Origin of the sequence: Streptococcus sp. 29892 (genome assembly GCF_032594935.1) — a bacterium.
In the GTDB taxonomy this organism is placed as follows: domain Bacteria; phylum Bacillota; class Bacilli; order Lactobacillales; family Streptococcaceae; genus Streptococcus; species Streptococcus hyiners.
Genome location: NZ_CP118734.1, coordinates 1,945,245 through 1,964,446 on the forward strand (window position 1 = coordinate 1,945,245; position 19,202 = coordinate 1,964,446).

Annotated in this window: 20 protein-coding genes; 3 read left to right on the forward strand and 17 right to left on the reverse strand. The window is 46.6% G+C overall.

All coding sequences use genetic code 11. The features are described from left to right. Positions 1 to 48: 48 nt before the first annotated feature. From PW220_RS09750 to PW220_RS09785, 8 genes are all read right to left on the reverse strand, one after another. Positions 49 to 447, reverse strand: a complete 399-nt coding sequence (locus PW220_RS09750; RefSeq protein ID WP_248055741.1) for a DUF6157 family protein — start codon at positions 445 to 447, stop codon at positions 49 to 51. Between the two features lie 22 nt (positions 448 to 469). After that, a complete protein-coding gene (leuS, locus tag PW220_RS09755; protein WP_248055743.1) occupies positions 470 to 2,971 on the reverse strand; it encodes a leucine--tRNA ligase in 2,502 nt (833 codons plus the stop codon). Positions 2,972 to 3,082: 111 nt separating this feature from the next. Beyond that, positions 3,083 to 4,924, reverse strand: coding sequence for a glycerophosphodiester phosphodiesterase family protein (locus PW220_RS09760; protein WP_248055745.1), 1,842 nt, complete (start codon positions 4,922 to 4,924; stop codon positions 3,083 to 3,085). A 271-nt stretch (positions 4,925 to 5,195) separates the two neighbouring features. Beyond that, a complete protein-coding gene (locus PW220_RS09765) occupies positions 5,196 to 7,088 on the reverse strand; it encodes a M13 family metallopeptidase (RefSeq protein ID WP_248055747.1) in 1,893 nt (630 codons plus the stop codon). 69 nt (positions 7,089 to 7,157) lie between these two features. Next, entirely contained in the window at positions 7,158 to 7,985 is an 828-nt protein-coding gene (locus tag PW220_RS09770) for a metal ABC transporter permease (protein WP_248055750.1), read from the reverse strand. Further along, a complete protein-coding gene (locus PW220_RS09775; protein ID WP_248055753.1) occupies positions 7,978 to 8,838 on the reverse strand; it encodes a metal ABC transporter permease in 861 nt (286 codons plus the stop codon). The genes PW220_RS09770 and PW220_RS09775 overlap by 8 nt, the downstream gene beginning before the upstream one ends. After that, positions 8,831 to 9,595 (reverse strand): metal ABC transporter ATP-binding protein, encoded by a 765-nt coding sequence (locus PW220_RS09780; RefSeq protein WP_248055756.1) that lies wholly within the window; start codon positions 9,593 to 9,595, stop codon positions 8,831 to 8,833. Before PW220_RS09780 ends, PW220_RS09775 begins: the two co-directional genes overlap by 8 nt. A 14-nt stretch (positions 9,596 to 9,609) precedes the next feature. Next, positions 9,610 to 10,533 carry a metal ABC transporter solute-binding protein, Zn/Mn family gene (locus tag PW220_RS09785; RefSeq protein ID WP_248055759.1) on the reverse strand — a complete coding sequence of 308 codons (924 nt, stop codon included), beginning with the start codon at positions 10,531 to 10,533 and terminating at the stop codon, positions 9,610 to 9,612. A 127-nt stretch (positions 10,534 to 10,660) separates the two neighbouring features. Between PW220_RS09785 and PW220_RS09790 the strand changes: the two genes are divergently transcribed. Further along, complete coding sequence (locus PW220_RS09790; protein ID WP_248055762.1) at positions 10,661 to 11,320, forward strand: metal-dependent transcriptional regulator; 660 nt, start codon at positions 10,661 to 10,663, stop codon at positions 11,318 to 11,320. A gap of 128 nt (positions 11,321 to 11,448) precedes the next feature. Here PW220_RS09790 and PW220_RS09795 read toward each other — a convergent pair whose 3' ends face one another. The 4 genes from PW220_RS09795 to PW220_RS09810 form a co-directional block, all read right to left on the reverse strand. Further along, positions 11,449 to 11,607 carry a hypothetical protein gene (locus PW220_RS09795; RefSeq protein ID WP_248055765.1) on the reverse strand — a complete coding sequence of 53 codons (159 nt, stop codon included), beginning with the start codon at positions 11,605 to 11,607 and terminating at the stop codon, positions 11,449 to 11,451. A gap of 208 nt (positions 11,608 to 11,815) precedes the next feature. Continuing rightward, a complete protein-coding gene (locus tag PW220_RS09800) occupies positions 11,816 to 12,001 on the reverse strand; it encodes a hypothetical protein (RefSeq protein ID WP_248055769.1) in 186 nt (61 codons plus the stop codon). A 61-nt stretch (positions 12,002 to 12,062) separates the two neighbouring features. Further along, the gene (gene dtd, locus PW220_RS09805) at positions 12,063 to 12,506 is read right to left on the reverse strand and encodes a D-aminoacyl-tRNA deacylase (RefSeq protein ID WP_248055772.1); all 444 of its coding nucleotides are present in this window, start codon (positions 12,504 to 12,506) and stop codon (positions 12,063 to 12,065) included. A 1-nt stretch (position 12,507) separates the two neighbouring features. Next, positions 12,508 to 14,709 carry a RelA/SpoT family protein gene (locus PW220_RS09810; RefSeq protein WP_248055774.1) on the reverse strand — a complete coding sequence of 734 codons (2,202 nt, stop codon included), beginning with the start codon at positions 14,707 to 14,709 and terminating at the stop codon, positions 12,508 to 12,510. A 108-nt stretch (positions 14,710 to 14,817) separates the two neighbouring features. Between PW220_RS09810 and PW220_RS09815 the strand changes: the two genes are divergently transcribed. Further along, positions 14,818 to 15,357 carry a GNAT family N-acetyltransferase gene (locus tag PW220_RS09815; RefSeq protein WP_248055778.1) on the forward strand — a complete coding sequence of 180 codons (540 nt, stop codon included), beginning with the start codon at positions 14,818 to 14,820 and terminating at the stop codon, positions 15,355 to 15,357. A 27-nt stretch (positions 15,358 to 15,384) separates the two neighbouring features. On the opposite strand, the gene PW220_RS09820 is transcribed toward PW220_RS09815, so the two are convergent. From PW220_RS09820 to prmA, 3 genes are read right to left on the reverse strand one after another with little or no spacing between them, the layout of a single operon-like run. Beyond that, positions 15,385 to 16,101 carry a DUF554 domain-containing protein gene (locus PW220_RS09820; RefSeq protein ID WP_248055780.1) on the reverse strand — a complete coding sequence of 239 codons (717 nt, stop codon included), beginning with the start codon at positions 16,099 to 16,101 and terminating at the stop codon, positions 15,385 to 15,387. A 4-nt stretch (positions 16,102 to 16,105) separates the two neighbouring features. Then, positions 16,106 to 16,852, reverse strand: a complete 747-nt coding sequence (locus PW220_RS09825) for a 16S rRNA (uracil(1498)-N(3))-methyltransferase (protein WP_248055781.1) — start codon at positions 16,850 to 16,852, stop codon at positions 16,106 to 16,108. 1 nt (position 16,853) lies between these two features. Further along, positions 16,854 to 17,807, reverse strand: coding sequence for a 50S ribosomal protein L11 methyltransferase (prmA, locus tag PW220_RS09830; protein WP_248055783.1), 954 nt, complete (start codon positions 17,805 to 17,807; stop codon positions 16,854 to 16,856). Positions 17,808 to 18,036: 229 nt separating this feature from the next. Between prmA and PW220_RS09835 the strand changes: the two genes are divergently transcribed. Beyond that, on the forward strand, positions 18,037 to 18,150 hold the full coding sequence (locus PW220_RS09835; RefSeq protein WP_248055784.1) for a putative holin-like toxin: 114 nt from the start codon (positions 18,037 to 18,039) through the stop codon (positions 18,148 to 18,150). Positions 18,151 to 18,310: 160 nt separating this feature from the next. Here the strand turns inward: PW220_RS09835 and PW220_RS09840 are convergent, their stop codons facing one another. Next, positions 18,311 to 18,664 (reverse strand): ASCH domain-containing protein, encoded by a 354-nt coding sequence (locus PW220_RS09840; protein ID WP_248055785.1) that lies wholly within the window; start codon positions 18,662 to 18,664, stop codon positions 18,311 to 18,313. Between the two features lies 1 nt (position 18,665). Then, complete coding sequence (locus PW220_RS09845) at positions 18,666 to 19,136, reverse strand: DUF3013 family protein (protein WP_248055786.1); 471 nt, start codon at positions 19,134 to 19,136, stop codon at positions 18,666 to 18,668. Between the last annotated feature and the right edge of the window lie 66 nt (positions 19,137 to 19,202).

A 19,202-nucleotide genomic window follows, 5' to 3' on the forward strand; every position in this document is an offset into this window, starting at 1 on the left:
TAATGCTCTTCATCCAGTTAGCCACAATCGCCTACCTTACTAATCTCACTAACTACTCTTTCGGCTCGAACGCATCCCTCGAATCTGCTTCAAGGTTTCATCCTTCTCGAAAGCTTGGTATTCCTGAGACTCTCTGGGATAGAGAGCTAGTTTCCCTTCACTGTCAAAGTGAATACCCCAGCCATATCGCTTGCTGAGAGCCGAGCTACGCATGCAAGCTTGACCTTTGGAGAAAAATTCTTCCTCAGAGATACCCCTGCGAGCTCCATTGGACTCGTAAATCACTTGGTCGGAAGTATATTGATAGAGGCTGTCTTTGAGGCGGTCATATTGGATACGAACAGCTGATTTCGGCTCCTTCAAAGGAGGTTCTTGACCTATCTCTGCTGGACAATCCTCCGCCACAGCAAGAAAGGCATTATAATAATTAGTTGAATGTTTTTTCATAACCTATCCTGTAGGGAGTTCCTTACTTGGTAACGATGTTCACCAACTTATTCGGAACACTAATCACCTTCACCACTGTTTGACCAGCGATTTCAGCTTGGACTTTTTCGTCTGCCAGAGCTACTTTTTCAAGCTCTGCTGGTGCTAGGTCTTTAGCTACAGTCAAGCGGGCTTTTACTTTGCCTTTGATTTGGACAACGATTTCCACTTCGCTTTCTACCAGCTTGCTTTCGTCATATGTTGGCCATGCGACATAGCTGATTGACTGGCCTGTTGCTGCCAGACCCTGCCAGAGTTCTTCTGCCAAGTGTGGTGCAAATGGGGCAATCAATTGGACAAAGCCTTTGGCGTAGTCAACATAAAGCTTGTCTTCCTTGTTGGCTGCGTTGACAAAAATCATGAGCTGGGCGATAGCCGTGTTGAATTTCAGGTCTTCAATATGCTCTGTCACCGTCTTCACAGTTTCATTGTAAACTTTATCAAGCGCTCCGCTATTGTCCGAAGAAATTTCCTTCGTTGCAATCAAGCGGTAAACGCGGTCAAGGAACTTACGGCTACCTTCAAGGCCTTCTTCTGACCAAGCGATAGAAGCATCAAGTGGGCCCATGAACATCTCGTAAACACGGAGGGTGTCCGCACCGAATTGCTCGACCACATCATCTGGGTTAACCACGTTCTTAAGAGATTTAGACATCTTAGCAGGTGCCTGCTCCAACTCCTCACCAGTTTCGATGTTGAAGAAAGAACCATCACGTTTTTCAACTTTATCTGTCGCTACAAGGGCACCACGGCTGTCGCGGTAGCTAGTTCCCAAAATCATCCCTTGGTTAAAGAGTTTTTGGAAAGGCTCTTTAGTCGGCACAACACCGAGGTCGTAGAGGAACTTATGCCAGAAGCGAGCATAAAGCAAGTGAAGGACTGCGTGCTCGGCACCACCGATGTAGATATCCACTGGCAACCAAGCTTTGAGAAGCTCTTCGTCTGCCAATTTCTCATCATTGTGCGGGTCAATATAGCGGAGGTAGTACCAGCTAGAACCCGCCCATTGTGGCATAGTGTTGGTCTCACGGCGACCTTTGACGCCGTCTTCACGCACCACTTCCAACCAGTCTGTCAAGTTAGCAAGAGGTGACTCGCCTGTACCTGAAGGCTTGATGTCTGAGGTTTTTGGCAATACCAGAGGTAACTCATTTTCTGGGACAGCTGTGGAAGTACCGTCTTCCCAGTGGATGATTGGAATTGGCTCACCCCAATAACGCTGGCGGCTGAAGAGCCAGTCACGGAGACGGTAAGAAATTTTCTCCTGACCAACACCATTTTCTTCCAACCAAGCCACCATTTGGGCAATGGCTTCTTCCTTGTTAAGACCATCTAGGAAGTCTGAATTGATGTGGGCACCGTCCTCTGTATAAGGAGCTTCTTCTACATTGCCACCTTCCAGAACTGGAATGATGTCCAAGTTAAACTGCTTGGCAAATTCCCAGTCACGCTCGTCGTGGGCAGGAACAGCCATGATAGCACCTGTTCCGTAGCTTGCCAGTACATAGTCGGCAATCCAGATTGGAATTTCTTTACCGTTGACAGGGTTGATGGCATAAGCACCAGTCCAAACACCTGTCTTGTCTTTGGCAAGGTCTGTACGGGCAAGGTCTGATTTGAGAGAGGCTTGGCGTTTGTACTCTGCCACAGCTTCTGCTTGTTCTGCTGATGTGATACTATCTACCAAGTCATGCTCAGGAGCAAGAACTGCGTAGGTCGCACCGAAAAGGGTATCAGGACGGGTAGTAAAGACTGTGAAGTCCTTGTCTGTGTCCTTAATTTTGAAAATCACATTGGCACCTGTTGACTTGCCGATCCAGTTGCGTTGCATGTCCTTGATAGACTCTGGCCAATCAACTTCTTCTAGGTCGTTAAGCAGACGCTCTGCATAGGCAGTGATTTTCAACATCCATTGACGCATTGGCTTGCGAACAACTGGGTAGCCACCACGTTCAGACGTTCCGTCAGGAAGGACCTCTTCGTTGGCGATAGCAGTTCCCAATTCCTCTACCCAGTTAACAGGCACTTCTGCCTCATAGGCTAGGCCTTTTTCATACAACTTAGTGAAAATCCACTGAGTCCACTTGTAGTAGTTAGGGTCAGTCGTATTAACCTCGCGGTCCCAGTCGTAAGAAAAGCCAAGGGCGTTAATCTGACGTTTGAAATTGGCGATATTTTCCGCTGTAAAGTCAGCCGGGTCATTTCCCGTGTCCATAGCGTACTGCTCCGCTGGCAGACCGAAGGCATCCCAACCCATTGGGTGAAGAACGTTGTAGCCTTGGGCACGCTTGTAACGGCTGAGAATGTCCGTCGCCGTATAGCCCTCAGGGTGACCAACGTGCAAGCCTGCACCAGACGGATACGGGAACATGTCTAGGGCATAAAAGTTTGGCTTTTCTGCATCTGTTCCCGTCTTAAAAGTATGATTTTTCGCCCAAAATTCCTGCCATTTGGGCTCGATTTCCTTGTGATTGTAGAAGCTCATGTCATTTCTCCATGTCAATAAATTATCTTTACCATTATATCATGAAATCAGGAAAGAAAAAAGCAGGATTGTAAACCCTGCTAAAAATAGCTTTTTCATGTTTATTGAGTATTATTCACCCAGAACCGAATCCACAATGACTTCAAAGTCCGTCCGTTCATCACGCGCCTTGATGCCAGCCTTGACATCAAGAACATAGTCGGTGATAATACCGTCAACTTCCGAATTGACAAAGCGTTGGATGGATTCTTCCGTATTGACTGTCCAGACGATGACTTTCTTGCCTTGGGCTTTTAGGTCAGCAACCTTTTCTGGACTAGCTTCTGCCTCTTCCATAATCAGATAATCGCCCTGCAGGTCTTCTGTCTGACCGATAGAGAAGTAATAGAGATAGCCAGATACCATCTCAGGATAGGTTTCTTCGATGTAGGCAATCAGCTTGTAGTCCAAAGACAGCAGAGCCACTTCCTCTTCAACACCATAGGCCTTGACCATGGCAACAATGTCATCCACCATTTGCTTGTCTGCTGTTTTCCCCTTCAGTTCGATAAAGAGGCCAATTTTGCCTTTACTTGCTTCGATAACCTCCTCAATCGTGGGAACAGGCTGGGCTGGACGGCTACTGTCAAAAGCATCCGCAACCTGCAAGTCCTGGATTTCAGCCAGGGTCATCTCACTGGAACTGCGGCTGTCCCCAGCAACACGCTGGAAATCACCGTCATGGTTGAGGACGTAGTGACCGTCTTTGGTCCGTTGAATATCAATCTCAGACCAAGCCACCCCTTCCTCCGCAGCTGCTAAAATACCTGCAATCGTATTTTCAGCACCTAAGTCACCACCACCACGGTGAGCGACCAAGGCAATCTCACGATTTACACGGAAAATCGTGTCAAAATGCTGCACCAACAAGTAAGCAAAGCCAAAATTTCCTGCCAAGATAAAGAGAATCAATCCGGTCACCAAAAACTTGGTACGCAGACGAATGGTCGGCAAGATGTCCTCCCGCCACTTACTGGCCTTGGTCGAAAGAGTGACTGCAGGAGACCGTCCTTCAGCCGCTTCGTAATCATAGAAGGCATCCGTCACTCGATAAAGCATCATCGGCGGAAAGAGGAAGGTCAGAAAGCTGACAATATCCACGACTACAAGGAGGATAAACAAGAGATACAAACGACTTTGATTTGTCTGCTCTGCCTGACTGGCCAAAACATAGGCAAGCAGGGCTACCAAGGCAACAAAGAGAGGTAAAAAGTAGACAAGGCCATTTTTCACAAAAATCCCGACAAGTCGCTTGATGAGCGCTCGACCGTATTTCTTTGTCAGGTCAAGAGAGGAGCGAATAGCTGAACCAATCGCTTTCCCACCAATGAGAACATAGTGGAAGGTGAACATCAGTCGATAGCTCAGATAGGTCAATAGCAGGAGAACCCCTATATAAAGCGATAGATAAAGAGGGTTGGCATAAATCACCGAAGTGATAAAGTTGGGAATCTGGAACTGCCGCATAGGGCCAATAGTGACACCCAGTCCCAAGAGCGGGAAAATCAAGGATACATAAACCATGAGCAAGAGACCTGCTGGACTAAAGAGCGACTTAAGCGAGGTCAAGCCCAGCCAGAGCATGTGCCGGGCGGTCATTTCAATCTTTTCTTCCTTTACAAGAGCACTGGTCAAGATAAAGGTGTTGACATCTAAACCAATCAAAATCACCATCATGACCAAGGTCGCCAAAAGAAAGCCAAGCCCTTGGAAGCTCAAGAGAAAGGACACATAGTCCCCACTGGAAATCCCTGTCCGCCCTGATAAAGCTAAAAAAGTATCAATGGCAAAGGAATACAAGGGATAAATAACTAGAGCCAATAGTCCCTTACTCAGCAGTTGGTATTTAGTGAAAAGCCAGACGATCCGACCACGAAAGGCCCAGCTGGTTGAAACCTTCTTTCCTGTTTTCATATCTCCTCCGAAAAACATTTTTTGTTATTGTACCATAATTTATATTCTGTAACAATGCCGACTAGAGAGTGCTATTTCCCACAAGAAAAAGGGAGTGGGAAAGAACTCGACTAGTCAAAAAAAGAGTTCGTCTTCCCACCCCCGCACAGTTGATTAGGTCAGATTTGGAGTGTGAAACACGAACAAATCTGCCAATCAACCACTGCGCTGAGATGTTGACACGAACTCTAAGAAGCGAAGCTGGACTTTATGCCCAGCTTCTTTGTCTGTTTTACCAAATAATCACACGGTCTTCTTTTGCTCGCCACATGCCGTCGCCTTCTTGAACGCCAAAGGTTTCATGGAATTCGTCGAAGTTTGGTAGCTGGATGTTGGTGCGTAGGTGACCTGGTGCATGAACATCCACACTAGCCAACATCTGCATGAACTCAGGACGGGCCTTCATTCGCCAGATGCGAGCAAAGTTGGTGAAGAACTCTTCTGCGGAGAAGTCATCTTCTGACTTGGCTGCTTCTAAGGCTGCAGCAATCCCACCAAGATCGGCAATGTTTTCTGACACAGTCAACTTACCATTGATTTTGGCACCGTAAGAATCCTGACCTTCAAACTGGTCGATAACCTGCTGGGTACGAGCTTCAAAAGCTGCATAGTCTTCCTCTGTCCACCAGTTATTAAGGCTACCATGCTCATCGAAGGAAGCACCGTTTGAGTCAAAGGCATGGGAAATCTCGTGGGCAATAACCGCACCGATACCGCCGTAGTTAGCTGATGAAGACTGCTCCAGCGAGTAGAAAGGCGCCTGCAAAATCGCCGCCGGGAAGACAATCAAGTTCTTCTGTGGGTTGTAGTAGGCATTGACCATGTGAGCTGGCATGCCCCATTCCTTCATGTCCACAGGCTTGTTCCACTTGCTCCAACCATGAGCAATGTCAATCTTGTTTAGTTCGATAGCATTTTCCACCAAGGACTTGCCTGGGTCAACAAGCTTCTTGTAATAACGCTCTGGCAAGGCTTCTGGATAGCCTATGTAAGGCTTGATAACATTGAGTTTGACAATGGCCTTGTCACGCGTTTCCTGAGCCAACCAGTCAGCCGTTTCCAAACGAGATTTGTAGACCTCAATCATCTTGGCAACCTTTGCTTCCACATCCGCCTTAGCCTCTGGTGAGAATTTCTCCCCAGCATACCAAAGACCGAGGGCCTGGTTAAAGTAGCCTTGAGCTAGATTGTAGGCTGCTTTTTCTTGGTTTTGAGCCTGCGGCGTACCAGAAAGGGCACGGCTGTAGGCTCCTGCTAGAATACGGATTTCATCCGACAGGAAGGCTGTATAGGCGCCAGCTGCTTTCAAAATCAAGGTCGCCTTCAAAAGCTCCCAATTATCCGTACTGTAAATGTCCTTGGCAGCCTGCCAGAAACGTTCCTCAGGCACGATAATCTTGTCTGGCGTTTGACCTAAAATCGCTGTGAAGAAATCATCCAAAGGCAATTCTGGTGCCAAGGCAGTAAAATCTGCCCACTCGTACGGATGATAGAGTTTGGCGTACTCAGAACCTTCTTCATTTGACAGAACATACTTGGCAATCGTGGCATCTAGTTCCAAACGTTTATCCAAGAGGTCCTTGATTTCCTCATCGCTGAAACCAAACTTAGGTAGGAGGGCTTCTTGGCTTTCACGCCAGATTTTGAGCAATTCTGCTCCTTTTTCATGCCCTTCCTCATAGTAAGTTGTATCTGGCAGGATAATGCCTAGAGAATCTGCCCAGAGGACATTGGTGGTCGCATCCATAAAGTCAGGTGCTACGCCAAATGGCATCAGGTTTGGCTTACCTGCCAACTCGTATTCCGCCAATTTGCTGGTAAATTCTTCGAAAGAGTTGAGTGCCTTGTACTCTGCAATCAAAGCCTGGGCAGGCTCTGCTCCCAAACGGTCACGGGTTTCATAGTCAGCCACTTGCTTGTGGAAGGCTACAAAGTTTTGCAAAACGCTATCTTCTGGGACATTTTCTCCCGCCAACCATGCGTTTGTCGTGTCAATCATGAGTTTTTCAATATCATCCGCCAGGTCTGAAAAACCACCAGTTCTCGGCTTATCATCTGGAATGACGGCTGTTTTTGCCCATTCACCATTGACGTATTCGTAAAAATCATCTTGTAAACGTGTCATTATTTTCTCCTTTGCTTGTGTGATTACTTACTATAATAACAAAAAAGTCTGACAATTTCATTTGCCAAACTAGGTTTTTAGGGCATTTTTTAGGAAAAAGCTGACGCAGACTGTCAGAAGACCCATGACCGAACAGGTGCCAGACATGGTCAGGTCAAGCCAACTGGCAAGCCCAAAGCCTAGAACAATCATCAGAATGGCGCAGCATTGCCCCAAAACTAAAAACTGACAGAAATGCTTCGACCAAGGTAAGGCTGCCATACTGGGTGCTAGTAAGAAAACAATGACCGCCATAGAGCCGACCGCTTCAAAGGACGAGACCGTTGTCAAGGAAACCAGAAAAATCAATCCCAACTCCAGCCTTTTGGTGGCAATCCCTTGGAGTTTAGCCTGCTCCTTGTCCAAGAGATAGAGGGTCAGAGCTTGAAACTTAAAGGAAAAGAAGACCAGCAAGACCAGTAAGAGCCCGACAGACTTGACCAAGGCCAAGGGTAGCGATAGCCCTAAAAAATCCAGCCTGTTAAGAGGGGCAAAGAGCACCTCGCCCATCAGGACCATATCCAAGTCCAGATGGACATTACGGGCAAAGAGGGAGATGAGAATAACAGCTAGGGCAAAGAAAAAGGTAAAGAGCAGGCCCGTCGCCGCATCCTGAGCCAACTTGCGAGTGTGTAGTCCCTCAATCGCTAGAACTGTCAGTAGACCAAAAACCGCCGCCCCAAACAGTAGCAGGGGGGAATCTAGGCTGTGACTGACAAAGAAGCCCAGTACTATCCCCAACAGAACCGAGTGGGACAAGGCATCTGCCAGCATGGCCTGATTGCGCACCACCAAGACAGACCCAATCAAGCCACAAGAAGAACCAACAGCCAGTAAAATCAATAAGACCTCAAGCACCTGCATTCTCCTTTCTGATATAGGTCACATAAGCAAAAGCCACTAAAGAGGACAAACTCAAGCAAACAATAATAGCCGGTCCAGTCGATAAACCTGTCACCACCGAACTCACATAACTTCCAAGTAGGGCTGAAAATCCAGCAATTCCTGCTGCTAATGCCAAGGTCTGGCCATAGGACTTTCCTAGAAGCAAGCCAAAGACAGCCGGTGCTATCAAGAAACTACTCATCAGGATAGCCCCAACCACCTTCAAGCCAACCGTAATCAAACTCATCATCAGAAACAGGGTCATACGGTCAATCTTTTCCACAGGAATACCCACTAGCTTGGCAAACTGTTTATCAAACAGATAAAGCTTAAGTGACTGGTAATGCCAGCCAAATAGGAACAAGGCTAGCACGGCTACTAGGCAAATCAATACAACATCATCCAGTTGCATAAAGGCAGCCTGACCAAAAACATAGTTTTCCAAGCCTGCCTGGGCAGCTCCTTGAAAGGCCTCATTGCCCTGAACATACTGCTTGAGAACCAAGCCCAGTCCAAAAAAAGCTGCCGAAACCAAGGCCAAGGCATTGACACGACTGGTCCGCCCTCCTCGACAGAGCCAGCTGACCAGACCATAGGACAGGTAACCCGAAGCCACCGCTCCAATCAAGAGGAGCAGGGGCTGGCGTGATTGAAAGACCATATAGGACAGGATGATACCTGGATAGGCCGCATGCCCCAAGCTATCCCCGATTAAACTCTGTCTGGTCAAGACGCTAATGGTCCCGATTTGACTAGCCGCCAAGGCTAAAACAAGGGTTCCCAGAGCTACCGTCCAAAAAGAATAGTCCTGCAAGAGATCAAGCATGACCGAGCCCCTCCTTTAGAAACAAGGCTGGTTCCTGACCAAAGGCAGCTTGATAGGCTTGCAGCAAATCCACCTGATCCATAGCCCCCTCTGCCACCAAACGACCATTGAGCCAGAGGACATAATCAAAATACTTTTCCAAGGTCAAAAGGTCATGGTGGATAACCAGGGAGGTCTTGCCTTCTTGCTGGAACTTCTTCAAACAGTCCATGATGACTTGCTCTGTCACCTGATCAATCCCAGCCAAAGGCTCATCCATCATGTAGATTTCAGCTTCCTGGGCCAAGGCCCTAGCTAGAAAGACTCGTTGCCGCTGACCTCCAGATAGCTGGTCAATCTGTCGATTGCGTAAATCACTGATTTTCATCTCTTCCAGAGCCTGCTCTGCCTTTTCCTTATCTAAGGAACTTGGTCGACGGAAGAAACCACTGGTATGGGCAAACCGCCCCATCAGGACAATATCAAGAACCCTTGCAGGAAACTGCCAGTTGACCTGGCTGGCTTGGGGAATATAGGCAACATTTTTTTGAATAACTTGGTCCAGTTTCTCTGACTGACCTAGTAGCGAAACCTTGCCACTTACCCCCTTCTCCAATCCCAAAATCGCCTTAAACAAGCTCGATTTCCCTGCACCATTTGGTCCGACCAGGGCTGCACGACAACCCTTGGGCAGCTGAAAACTGACCCGATCTAGAGCCTTGACCTGTCCTGCACCATAGTGCAAGGACAAGTCTTCAACTCTCAGTATTTCTTCCATTCTTCCAACCTTTCTTACTGCAAATGCTCCACAATTAACTGGACATTGTGCTTGTACATATCGATAAATGTCGCTCCCTCTTCCCCTTCTGGTGCTAGGGAATCTGAGAATAGCTCCTTGCCTTCACCGCTTACAATCGCTACTTGACCACCCTTGGCCTTGACAGCTTCCTGCAATTTTTCCATGCGTTCTGGACTGGTTGTTGACTCGGTAAAGATGGCCTTGATACCATGTTCTAAAATCATATTGACCGTTTCAATCATATCGCTGTTGGCAACTTCAGACTCGGTACTAATGCCCTGCGGTGCATAGAGAGTAAAGTCATAGCTGGCTGCGAAGTAGTTAAAGGCATCATGTGGGGTTACCAGGTAACGGCTCTCAGCAGGCAGGACACTCAGCTCTTTTTCAATCCAAGTATGCAAGTCATCCAACTGAGCTAGGTAATTTTCCGTATTTTTCTGAATCAGCTCTGCTTTTTCCGGAAGAAGTTTTTGCAACTCCTCAGAAGCTACCGCTACCGCTGATTTATAGAGAGGAATAGAAAACCAGAAGTGAGGGTCCACAATCTGCTGACCATCCTCATCCATGGTAGTCAAATCCGACTGGGCAAAGTTCTTAGACACTGCTACCCCTGTCTTTTCCAAGGCTTCCACCATCTTGCCCTCAAAGTGCAAACCATGGTAGAGGACCAAATCTGCCTTCTGCAACTTGGACAGGTCGCTGGCTTTGGCAACATAGAGGTGCGGGTCTTCCCCTGCTGGAATTAGTAGATCTCGCTCCACCTCATCTCCTGCCAGCTGGTAGACCATGTCATTGAGGAAAGAGGTCGTGACCGCCACTCGCGGCTTGCTGGAAGCCTCTGGGCTTTGCGTTGAACGACAGGCTCCTAGTCCGATAAGGGACAATAGCAGAGCCAAACTAAGAATTAGTTTTTTCATGATAGGGTCTCCTTTGTATTTTGTTAGGTATACTTAATTTTAGTTTTAATATATATTAAAAAATTCTTTCTGTCAATGATTTTTATAAAATTTTGGTATAATGTTCTTGATTAGAAAGTGAGAGAATATGACACCAAACAAAGAAGACTACCTGAAAGTCATTTACGAACTAGGGCAGACAGAACAGAAAATCACCAATAAGCAGATTGCTGAAAAGATGAATTTTTCCGCCCCAGCCGTTTCCGAAATGCTGAAAAAAATGGTCACGGAAGAGTTGATTGAAAAAGATAAATCAGCAGGTTACCTCCTCAGCCAAGCTGCCTTGGAAATGGTAGCCAACCTCTACCGCAAGCACCGCCTGATAGAAGTCTTTTTAGTTGAACAGCTGGGCTATTCCCCTGAACAAGTCCATGAAGAAGCTGAAATTTTAGAACACACCGTTTCAGACCATTTCATCAACCGACTAGATAAACTCTTGGGTTATCCCCCAACCTGCCCACACGGTGGTAGCATTCCTAAAGAAAATCAGTTGCTTGTAGAACGCTACCAGACCCGGCTGTCCCAACTGACCGAAACTGGCAGCTACCAACTGGTTCGTATCCATGACTTCTACCAGCTTCTCCAATACCTGGAACAACATGAGTTAACTGTTGGCGATCAACTACTTGTGACAGCCTTCGACCAGTTTGCCCAGACCATTACCATCCAGTACAAGGACAAAGAACTGGCCATACCTGTAATCATCGCCCAAGAATTATTCGTAGAAAAGACTAATCGCCCAGCCTAAACAAGCTGAGCGATTATTTTTTCTTCATGTTACGGAAAATGGATCTGGTTGCAAAAAATAGTTGCCCTAGGATATATACCAAACCCAAAAAAGAACCTAAATAAAAACAACCCAAGAGAAAGAAGGGGTTATAGGTCAAGGGCTGGATGACAAACATGAACACGAGCACCAGGCCCCACCGCATGCCCCAGGTCATCTTTCTCTGAATCAACCATTCCCCAATCTTCTCTGGTTGAACTTCTGGTTTCCAGATATTCTTGATTGTGGTCTTGAAAAAATTTTCTCATATTTCTGCTCCCCTCATCCTATCTTCAAAACATACACTAACACTTTGTGACAAGATTATTATAGCACATTGTTTTCAAATAATAGTCGAATGAAGGGCTTTCAGACAAGGAACTGAGGCGCAGGCTGTACTAGAGTACGGCAAGTCGAAAGTGACGATGCATCAAAGCTAATTCAAATGACTAAACCAACACTGTCGAAAAAACCAGCCTACTCGGGCTGGTCTTCTTGTAGCCGCTCTTTGAGGCGACGACGGTATAAAATCTGCGAGGGAATGAAGTAAAGAAAGCTTGCTAGAATAATCCAGCGTTTATCTAAATCGCTAAGATAGATGGCTACTATCAAAACAAAGGCGAGAATTAAATAAAAGAAATGATTGGTCAATAACTTTTTCATTGGGCACCTCCACAGTTTCTTGATATTAGTATACCAAATTTACATATAGATATATAGAGGTCTAGCGATTTTTCGTATCCAAAACAATGGTCACCGGCCCATCATTGACCAGACTGACCGCCATATCCGCCCCAAAAACGCCCACTTCAACCGGCACAAAGGCTGACAGGGATTGGTTAAAAGCATCGTAGAGTTGGCTGGCTAGGGCAGGAGCTGCTGCTCCTGTAAAGGCAGGGCGATTGCCTTTTTTGGTGTCTGCAAAAAGGGTAAATTGGGAAATGGATAAAATCTTGCCCGCCACATCTTGAACAGACTTGTTCATCTTGCCTGCTTCATCTGAAAATATCCGCATATTGACGATTTTTCGAACAGCATAGTCCAGGTCTTCCTGGCTGTCATCTGGTCCCACACCGACTAGAAGCAAAAGCCCCTGATCAATTTGCCCATGGATACTTCCGTCGATGGTCACACTGGCCTGTGATACACGTTGTAATACAATTTTCATCTTATCCGTTGGTCCTTTTCACTGAGTAAACTTCTGGCACTGATTTGATCTTGTCCACCAGACTGGTCAAGGTTGCTAGGTTAGAAATACCAAAGGAAACGTGGATAGTCGCAAATTTCATATCCTTGGTTGGCTGGGCATTGACCGAAGAAATGTTCTTGCTGGCATTTGTCAAAACCTTGAGAACATCATTGAGGAGACCTGAACGGTTGAGCCCGTAGATGTCAATGTTTGCCATGTATTCCTTGGTCGAATTTTCATCCTCCCAACCGACATCAATCAGACGGACATCGTAGTTTTCCTGGCTCTTGAGGTTCATACAGTCTACACGGTGAACGGCTACCCCACGCCCCTTGGTGATGTAGCCGACAATTTCATCGCCAGGTACTGGATTACAACATTTGGCAATCCGTATCAGCAAGCCTGACGCCCCTTCAATGACCACACCACCTTCGTGACGGATTTTCAAACTATCTTTGTTGTCGTGTTTGACTTCGCCACCGTTGACCAATTCATCCGCAACAGCCTTGGCCTTAGCCCTCTCAGCTTCTCGGCGTTCTTTCTCTGTCAGACGGTTAAAGATTGACACGGCAGAAACTTCTCCAAAACCAACCGCTGCATATAAGGCTTCATCCGTTTTGTAACTAGTCTTTTGCAAGACCTCGTCCATGTGACGACGGTCCAGGTATTGGTTGGGAACGTAGCCATTTTCTTGGAGTAGGTTCTGAAGCATCTCCCGCCCCTTGGAAATAGATAGTTCCTTGTCCTGATTCTTGAAGAACTGCTTGATTTTATTGCGAGCCTTGTGGGTTTTAACCAAGTTGACCCAGTCACGACTGGGACCGAAAGAGTTGGCAGAGGTGATGATTTCCACCTGATCACCTGTCTTAAGCTTGGTCGTCAGAGGCACCATACGGCCGTTAACCTTGGCACCTGTCGCCCGCTCGCCGACCTTGGTATGAATTTCATAGGCGAAGTCAATGGGTACGGAGTCCTTAGGCAATTCACGCACCGCACCATCTGGCGTGAAAACGTAAATACGCTCTGTAAAAATATCGTCCTTAACCGAATCGACGAAGGATTGGGCATCCCCTGCTCCTTCTTGGAGTTCAATCAGGTTGTTAATCCATCGCAATTCTTTTTCGCTGGCAGTTGCCTTTCCGCCACGCTTGTAGGCCCAGTGAGCCGCCACCCCGTACTCTGCCACCTGATGCATTTCCACTGTCCGAATCTGGAACTCAATCGGTCCCTTTGGTCCATAGACTGTCGTATGAATGGACTGGTAGCCATTGGCTTTTGGACTGGCAATGTAGTCCTTGAAACGACCTGGCATGGGCTTCCATAGTTCATGAATGTAGCCTAGCATAGCATAGACATCGCTCGGTGTATCCATCAAGCACCGGATAGCAGTCAAGTCGTACAGCTCATCAAAGCGTTTTTTCTTGTCATGCATCTTCCGATAGATAGAGTAAATATGCTTGGGTCTACCGTAAATCTGACCATGTAGATGGCGCTCCTCTGTATATTCTCGCAACTTGTCAACAACTTCATTGACCAATTCTTCCCGCTCACGACGCTTTTCCCTCATCATTCGAGTTATCTTATAGAATTCAATCTCATTGAGATAGCGGAAGGACATATCTTCCAATTCCCACTTGATAGAAGAAATACCAAGTCGGTGGGCAAGCGGTGCATAGATTTCCATTGTTTCACGTGAAATTCGTTCTTGTTTGTCCTTGCGCAAGTGCTTGAGGGTCCGCATGTTGTGGAGACGGTCTGCCAGTTTAACCAGAATGACCCGCATGTCTTGGGACATGGCAATCAGCATATTGCGGTGGTTTTCAGCTAGTTGCTCCTCATGAGACTTGTACTCTACCTTACCCAGCTTGGTCACACCACCGACTATATGGCGAACCTCTGGTCCAAATTCAGCCTCCATCTCATCCAAGGTAACTTCCGTATCCTCAACCACATCATGCAAGAAGCCACAGGCAACAGTGACAGCATCAAGCTTAAGTCCTGCCAAAATTCCCGCTACTTGGATGGGGTGAACAATATAAGGTTCGCCTGATTTGCGAAATTGTGACTTGTGTGCCTCCGTCGCAAAGTCCAATGCCTTCTGAACAAAGGCAACATCTTCGGCTGGAAGATAGGTGGCAGTTAGCCCAACGACCTCTTCTCCTGTAAAATTAATTTCCTTCATTTACTTCTCTCCCTAACTATTTCCTATTATTTTACCATTTTCACTGAAAAAGAAAAAGGGAAGCGGTAAGAGTTTGCTAAAGTCTGGCTTTTCCAGTATACTACATCCATGAACATCAGCCCTAAACTATTCGACACTATTCCATTTATTGAACATTCAGCGTTTCGATTACGTACCATCCATGAGTCAGACCTCGAGGACCTGTGGGAAATCTATTCCAATCCCGTTCACTTTCAGATGACACCCAACACTTCCACTCAAAACAAAGAAACCCTCCGAAAACGCATTGGGCATTTCCAGAGGGATTTCAATAAGAAGAAATGCTTATTCTTGGGCTTGGAACATCAAGGGAGATTGATTGGCGTTTTGGAAGTTTTCGACCACAAGAAACGGTCTGCGTCGGTAACCATTGGCTATCGGATTCATCATGCCTTCTGGAATCAGGGTCTAGCTAGTCAGGCAGTCAGCCTGCTCTGCCATTTCCTAATAGAAGAATGTCTGATAAAAGCAATCGTTGCCTTTGTCCTGCCAGAAAACAGAGCCTCTCAGAAGGTGCTACTGAAAAATGGTTTTCAACAGAGTGGGCAAATCGAGGAGGTCTGGAAGGGCTTGGGGCAAGTCAGTCTGTTAGAATTTGAACGAAAATAGTAAAAACCAGGAAAATCCTGGTTTTTCTTATGCAAAGCAGCTCCAAACAACCGCGATAAGAATGGCAGGCAGCATATTAGCAACGCGAATCTTTCTGTCCCAGATGATATTGACACCGACACAGAAGATGAGGGCGGAGCCGATAAAGGAGAGATTGGCAAGGGCCTGATCCGTCATCAAAGGTTCAATCAGGCGGGCCAAAAGAGTCACAGAGCCTTGAAAGAGAAAAACGGGTACTGCTGAAAAGCCTGCTCCCTTACCCAAACTCGAGGTCATAATCAAAATGATAATAAAGTCCAAAATACTCTTTACGGCCAACAAACGATAATCACCCGTCAATCCATCTTGGATGGCTCCTAGTATGGCCATGGCACCGATACAAACGGTCAAAGAAGCTGTCAGGAAAGCATCTAAGAATTGCCCATCTTGACTATTTCCCGATTTTTCACGGAGCCAGATACCCAATCGTTCAAACCAGCCTTCAATATGCAGGACTTCTCCTAAGAAAGTACCGAAAGCTAGACTGAGTACAAAAAGCATGGTGTTCTGGGTGACCAGTTGACCATTTTCCACTCGTAAAAGTCCAGTCAGCGTTCCTGAAATCCCTAAAAAGAGAATGGCAACGCCGCTCGCTACCGTTAGTCCTGATTGATGGCGTTCTTTTAGTAAATGCCCAAACCAAGACCCTAGTACACCTGCTAGGGCAATGGCCACCGTATTGATAATGGTTCCTAATGCGAACATGAATCTAACTCAACAATTCCGTCGCGTAGCTAATGGCAGAAAGGGCGTAGAGGGGAGCCGTTTCCGCTCGAAGAATGCGAGGACCAAGGCCTGTCTTGACCGCTCCTGCTCCTTCAAATGCGGCTACTTCCTCAGGCGACACGCCACCTTCTGGACCGACGATGACCAGAACTGATTGGCCGATTTCTAAGCCAGACAAGATTTTCACCAGGTTGGCTTGTTCACCCTCTTTTGCAGCCTCTTCGTAGGCTAAGATAATCCGGTCAAATCCTGCCAGCTGGGATAGGAAATCAGCTTTTTTCTCAAACAAACGAATTGCTGGAATGCGATTGCGTTTGCTTTGCTCGGCTGCTCCTTGGGCGATTTTTTCTAACTTTTCTGCTTTCTTTGCCAGTTTTTTACCGTCCCATTTGACCACAGACCAGTCCGCTGGAAAGGCCCAAAGAGCTGCCATGCCTAACTCCGTTGCCTTTTGGGCGACAAATTCGAGCTTATCTCCCTTTGGAAAGCCCATGGCAATAGTAACGGAAACGGGTAATTCGACATTGTCTGCCAGTTCTTCGATGATTTCAACAGATTGGCTCTGGCTGTCCACTACACGCGCCAAGCGTTTAATCCCGTCGTCAAAGACTAGGACTATCTGGTCATCTGCCTGCAAACGCATAACAGAAAACATATGCTTGGCTGTGTCCTTATCGCTAATCTGGAACACGCCCTGCGGTGCTCTGCCATTGACAAAATACTGCTGCATCCTAGCCTCCAATCACACCTAAGCGGTCAGTCGTCTTCTTAAAGACGCAGCAATTCCACTCGCCCTGGATCATGTGGGTCTCAAGGAAGAAGCCAGCCGCCTCCGCAGATGCTCGCACCATGTCCCACTTGTCCGCGATGATACCGCTCATAATCAGGTAACCCTCGTCCTTGACCAGACGGTAGGCATCCTCGGTCAGATGGATGAGAATGTCCGCCAAGATGTTGGCAACAATGACTTCCGCCTCAATGTCAATGCCACGAAGCAAATCGCCCGCTGCGACATGAATATTGCTAGTATTGGCATTGAGGTCAATGTTTTCCTGGGCCACACGCACCGCCACTTCATCCAAGTCATAGGCGTAAATCTCCTTGGCACCCAAGAGAGAACTTGCAATGGAGAGAACGCCTGAACCTGTACCGACGTCGATGACCGTTTCACCACCACGCAGGACCTGAGAAAGAGCAAAAAGGCTCATCTTAGTGGTCGGGTGGGTTCCTGTACCGAAAGCCATGCCTGGATCCAGACAGATAATCTTCTCACCAGCAGTCGCCTCGTAGTCCGTCCAAGACGGTACAATAGTCAAATCGTGGGTAATGCGGGCTGGTTCATAGTATTTCTTCCAGTTGTCCGCCCAGTCTTCCTCTGCCAATTCCTGACTTTCTAAGCTAATCTGACCTGTCTCCAAGCCAAAACCTGTCAAATCCGCCAAGCGAGTAGCCAAATCTGCCTTAACTTCCTCAATATCCAAAGTGTCAGGATAGTAGGCCGTAATGGCAATCATATCCGACTGCTCCACCTCGGGATAGAGTTCACCGAAACGGTCCTCCTGTCCCACATAGTCAGCCGAGTCGCTAATGGCCACCCCCTGACTGCCCGTTTCAATCATGAGATTTGAAACTGCTTCTTCTGCATCACGATGCACGTGAATCGTTAATTCTTGCCATGAGTTCATGTTTGTTGTTCCTTTTCTTTTCTATGCGTCAATCACTGTATTATTGTACCGATTTCTAGCCCATTTTACAAGTTAATGTTACGCGATGGAGCCCTAATAATACTTTTTCGAAAATTTTCTAATCGTACTGCGAATAAATATGTGTAGGAAAGTTTGAGACGGTGGTTCCAAGTTTCTGAACGGAGGTGATGCCCATGAAAGTGGACAGCAAATCTGCTAGAAAGGAGGAATGCTTTTGTCCGTAGCTGATGGACTGATTGTCATGCTCACATTCGCAAGTCTACTTGTTGAAATACTGAGCTTGATAATCGTCATCATTTTAGCTATTCGAGATAAAAAATAACCGTCAGCAAACTTTGACACAGTTCTGACGGTTATTTAATCTAACGAACTGAACCACCGTTTAGCGGTCCTACTGGGCGTTGAGCTGGAACTCAACGCCTTTTCTATTTTTATAATAGCAAAAGTTTCACCTGCAGTCAAGCAAGAGAGAAAACAGAATGTCAAATAGAATCTATTACCCTCAATTCTATACCCACTGCACCATATTGTTCTAATTGTTCTCGCGAATAGTAAACTTCCATATCTTCTGGTTTCGCCTCTTTGATACTGCTTTGCGTATACCCACAAGACAATAAATCCAGTTCTTTGTATAACTGAGCAAAATTATCAAATATGTGAAGATCTAATACTTGCACCTCGATCGTTTGCGTCTGATTTTCTGTACAATAAAAACGGATAAAATCTCCAATGCGTATATACTTTCGCTTCTCATCATAAAGTCGTAGCTCAATGGTCTTCTGACCAGACTTCATCATTTCAAAAGGTTTTGGAGCCAGTAACATTTCATGAACCATCTCAATACCTCGGATATGGGTAAAATTCCCCTTCCACCAGGTCTACTCTGCCTTTTTCAAAAGCCTCTCCGTCCCAAGCAATCGCAAATTCTTGGGCTTCTGGGTCCGCCAAAAAGTCCATGAGGTCGTCTAAACCTTGGTCGGCGGTATCTTTGAGAAAACCTGCGAAGTAGGCCAGAAATTCTGCTGAAAAGCCCTTCTTGGCGTCAAATGGCAGAGCGACCAGGTAGTCTTCCTCGTCAAAGCGAGACTTGTCCTGATTGTAGAAAAGGACATACTCCTCCAAGAAAATATCATCAGAAGACGCATTGCCTTCGTCGTCCACCGTTTCAATCCCAGCCGCATTTTGTGCTTCCAAGATAAAAGCCAACTCAACAGCGTGGTTCTTCTTGTCCCAGTTGAGTTCATAATCGTAGGTAAAATGTTTGTCCAGTGCTGCTTCCAGCACATCTAAAAAGCCATGTTTTGCCATTCTATTTCCTCTTTTCTATATAGTCTTTTAGTTTACTTTTAGTACTAGGCAACGAGCTGTAGGCTG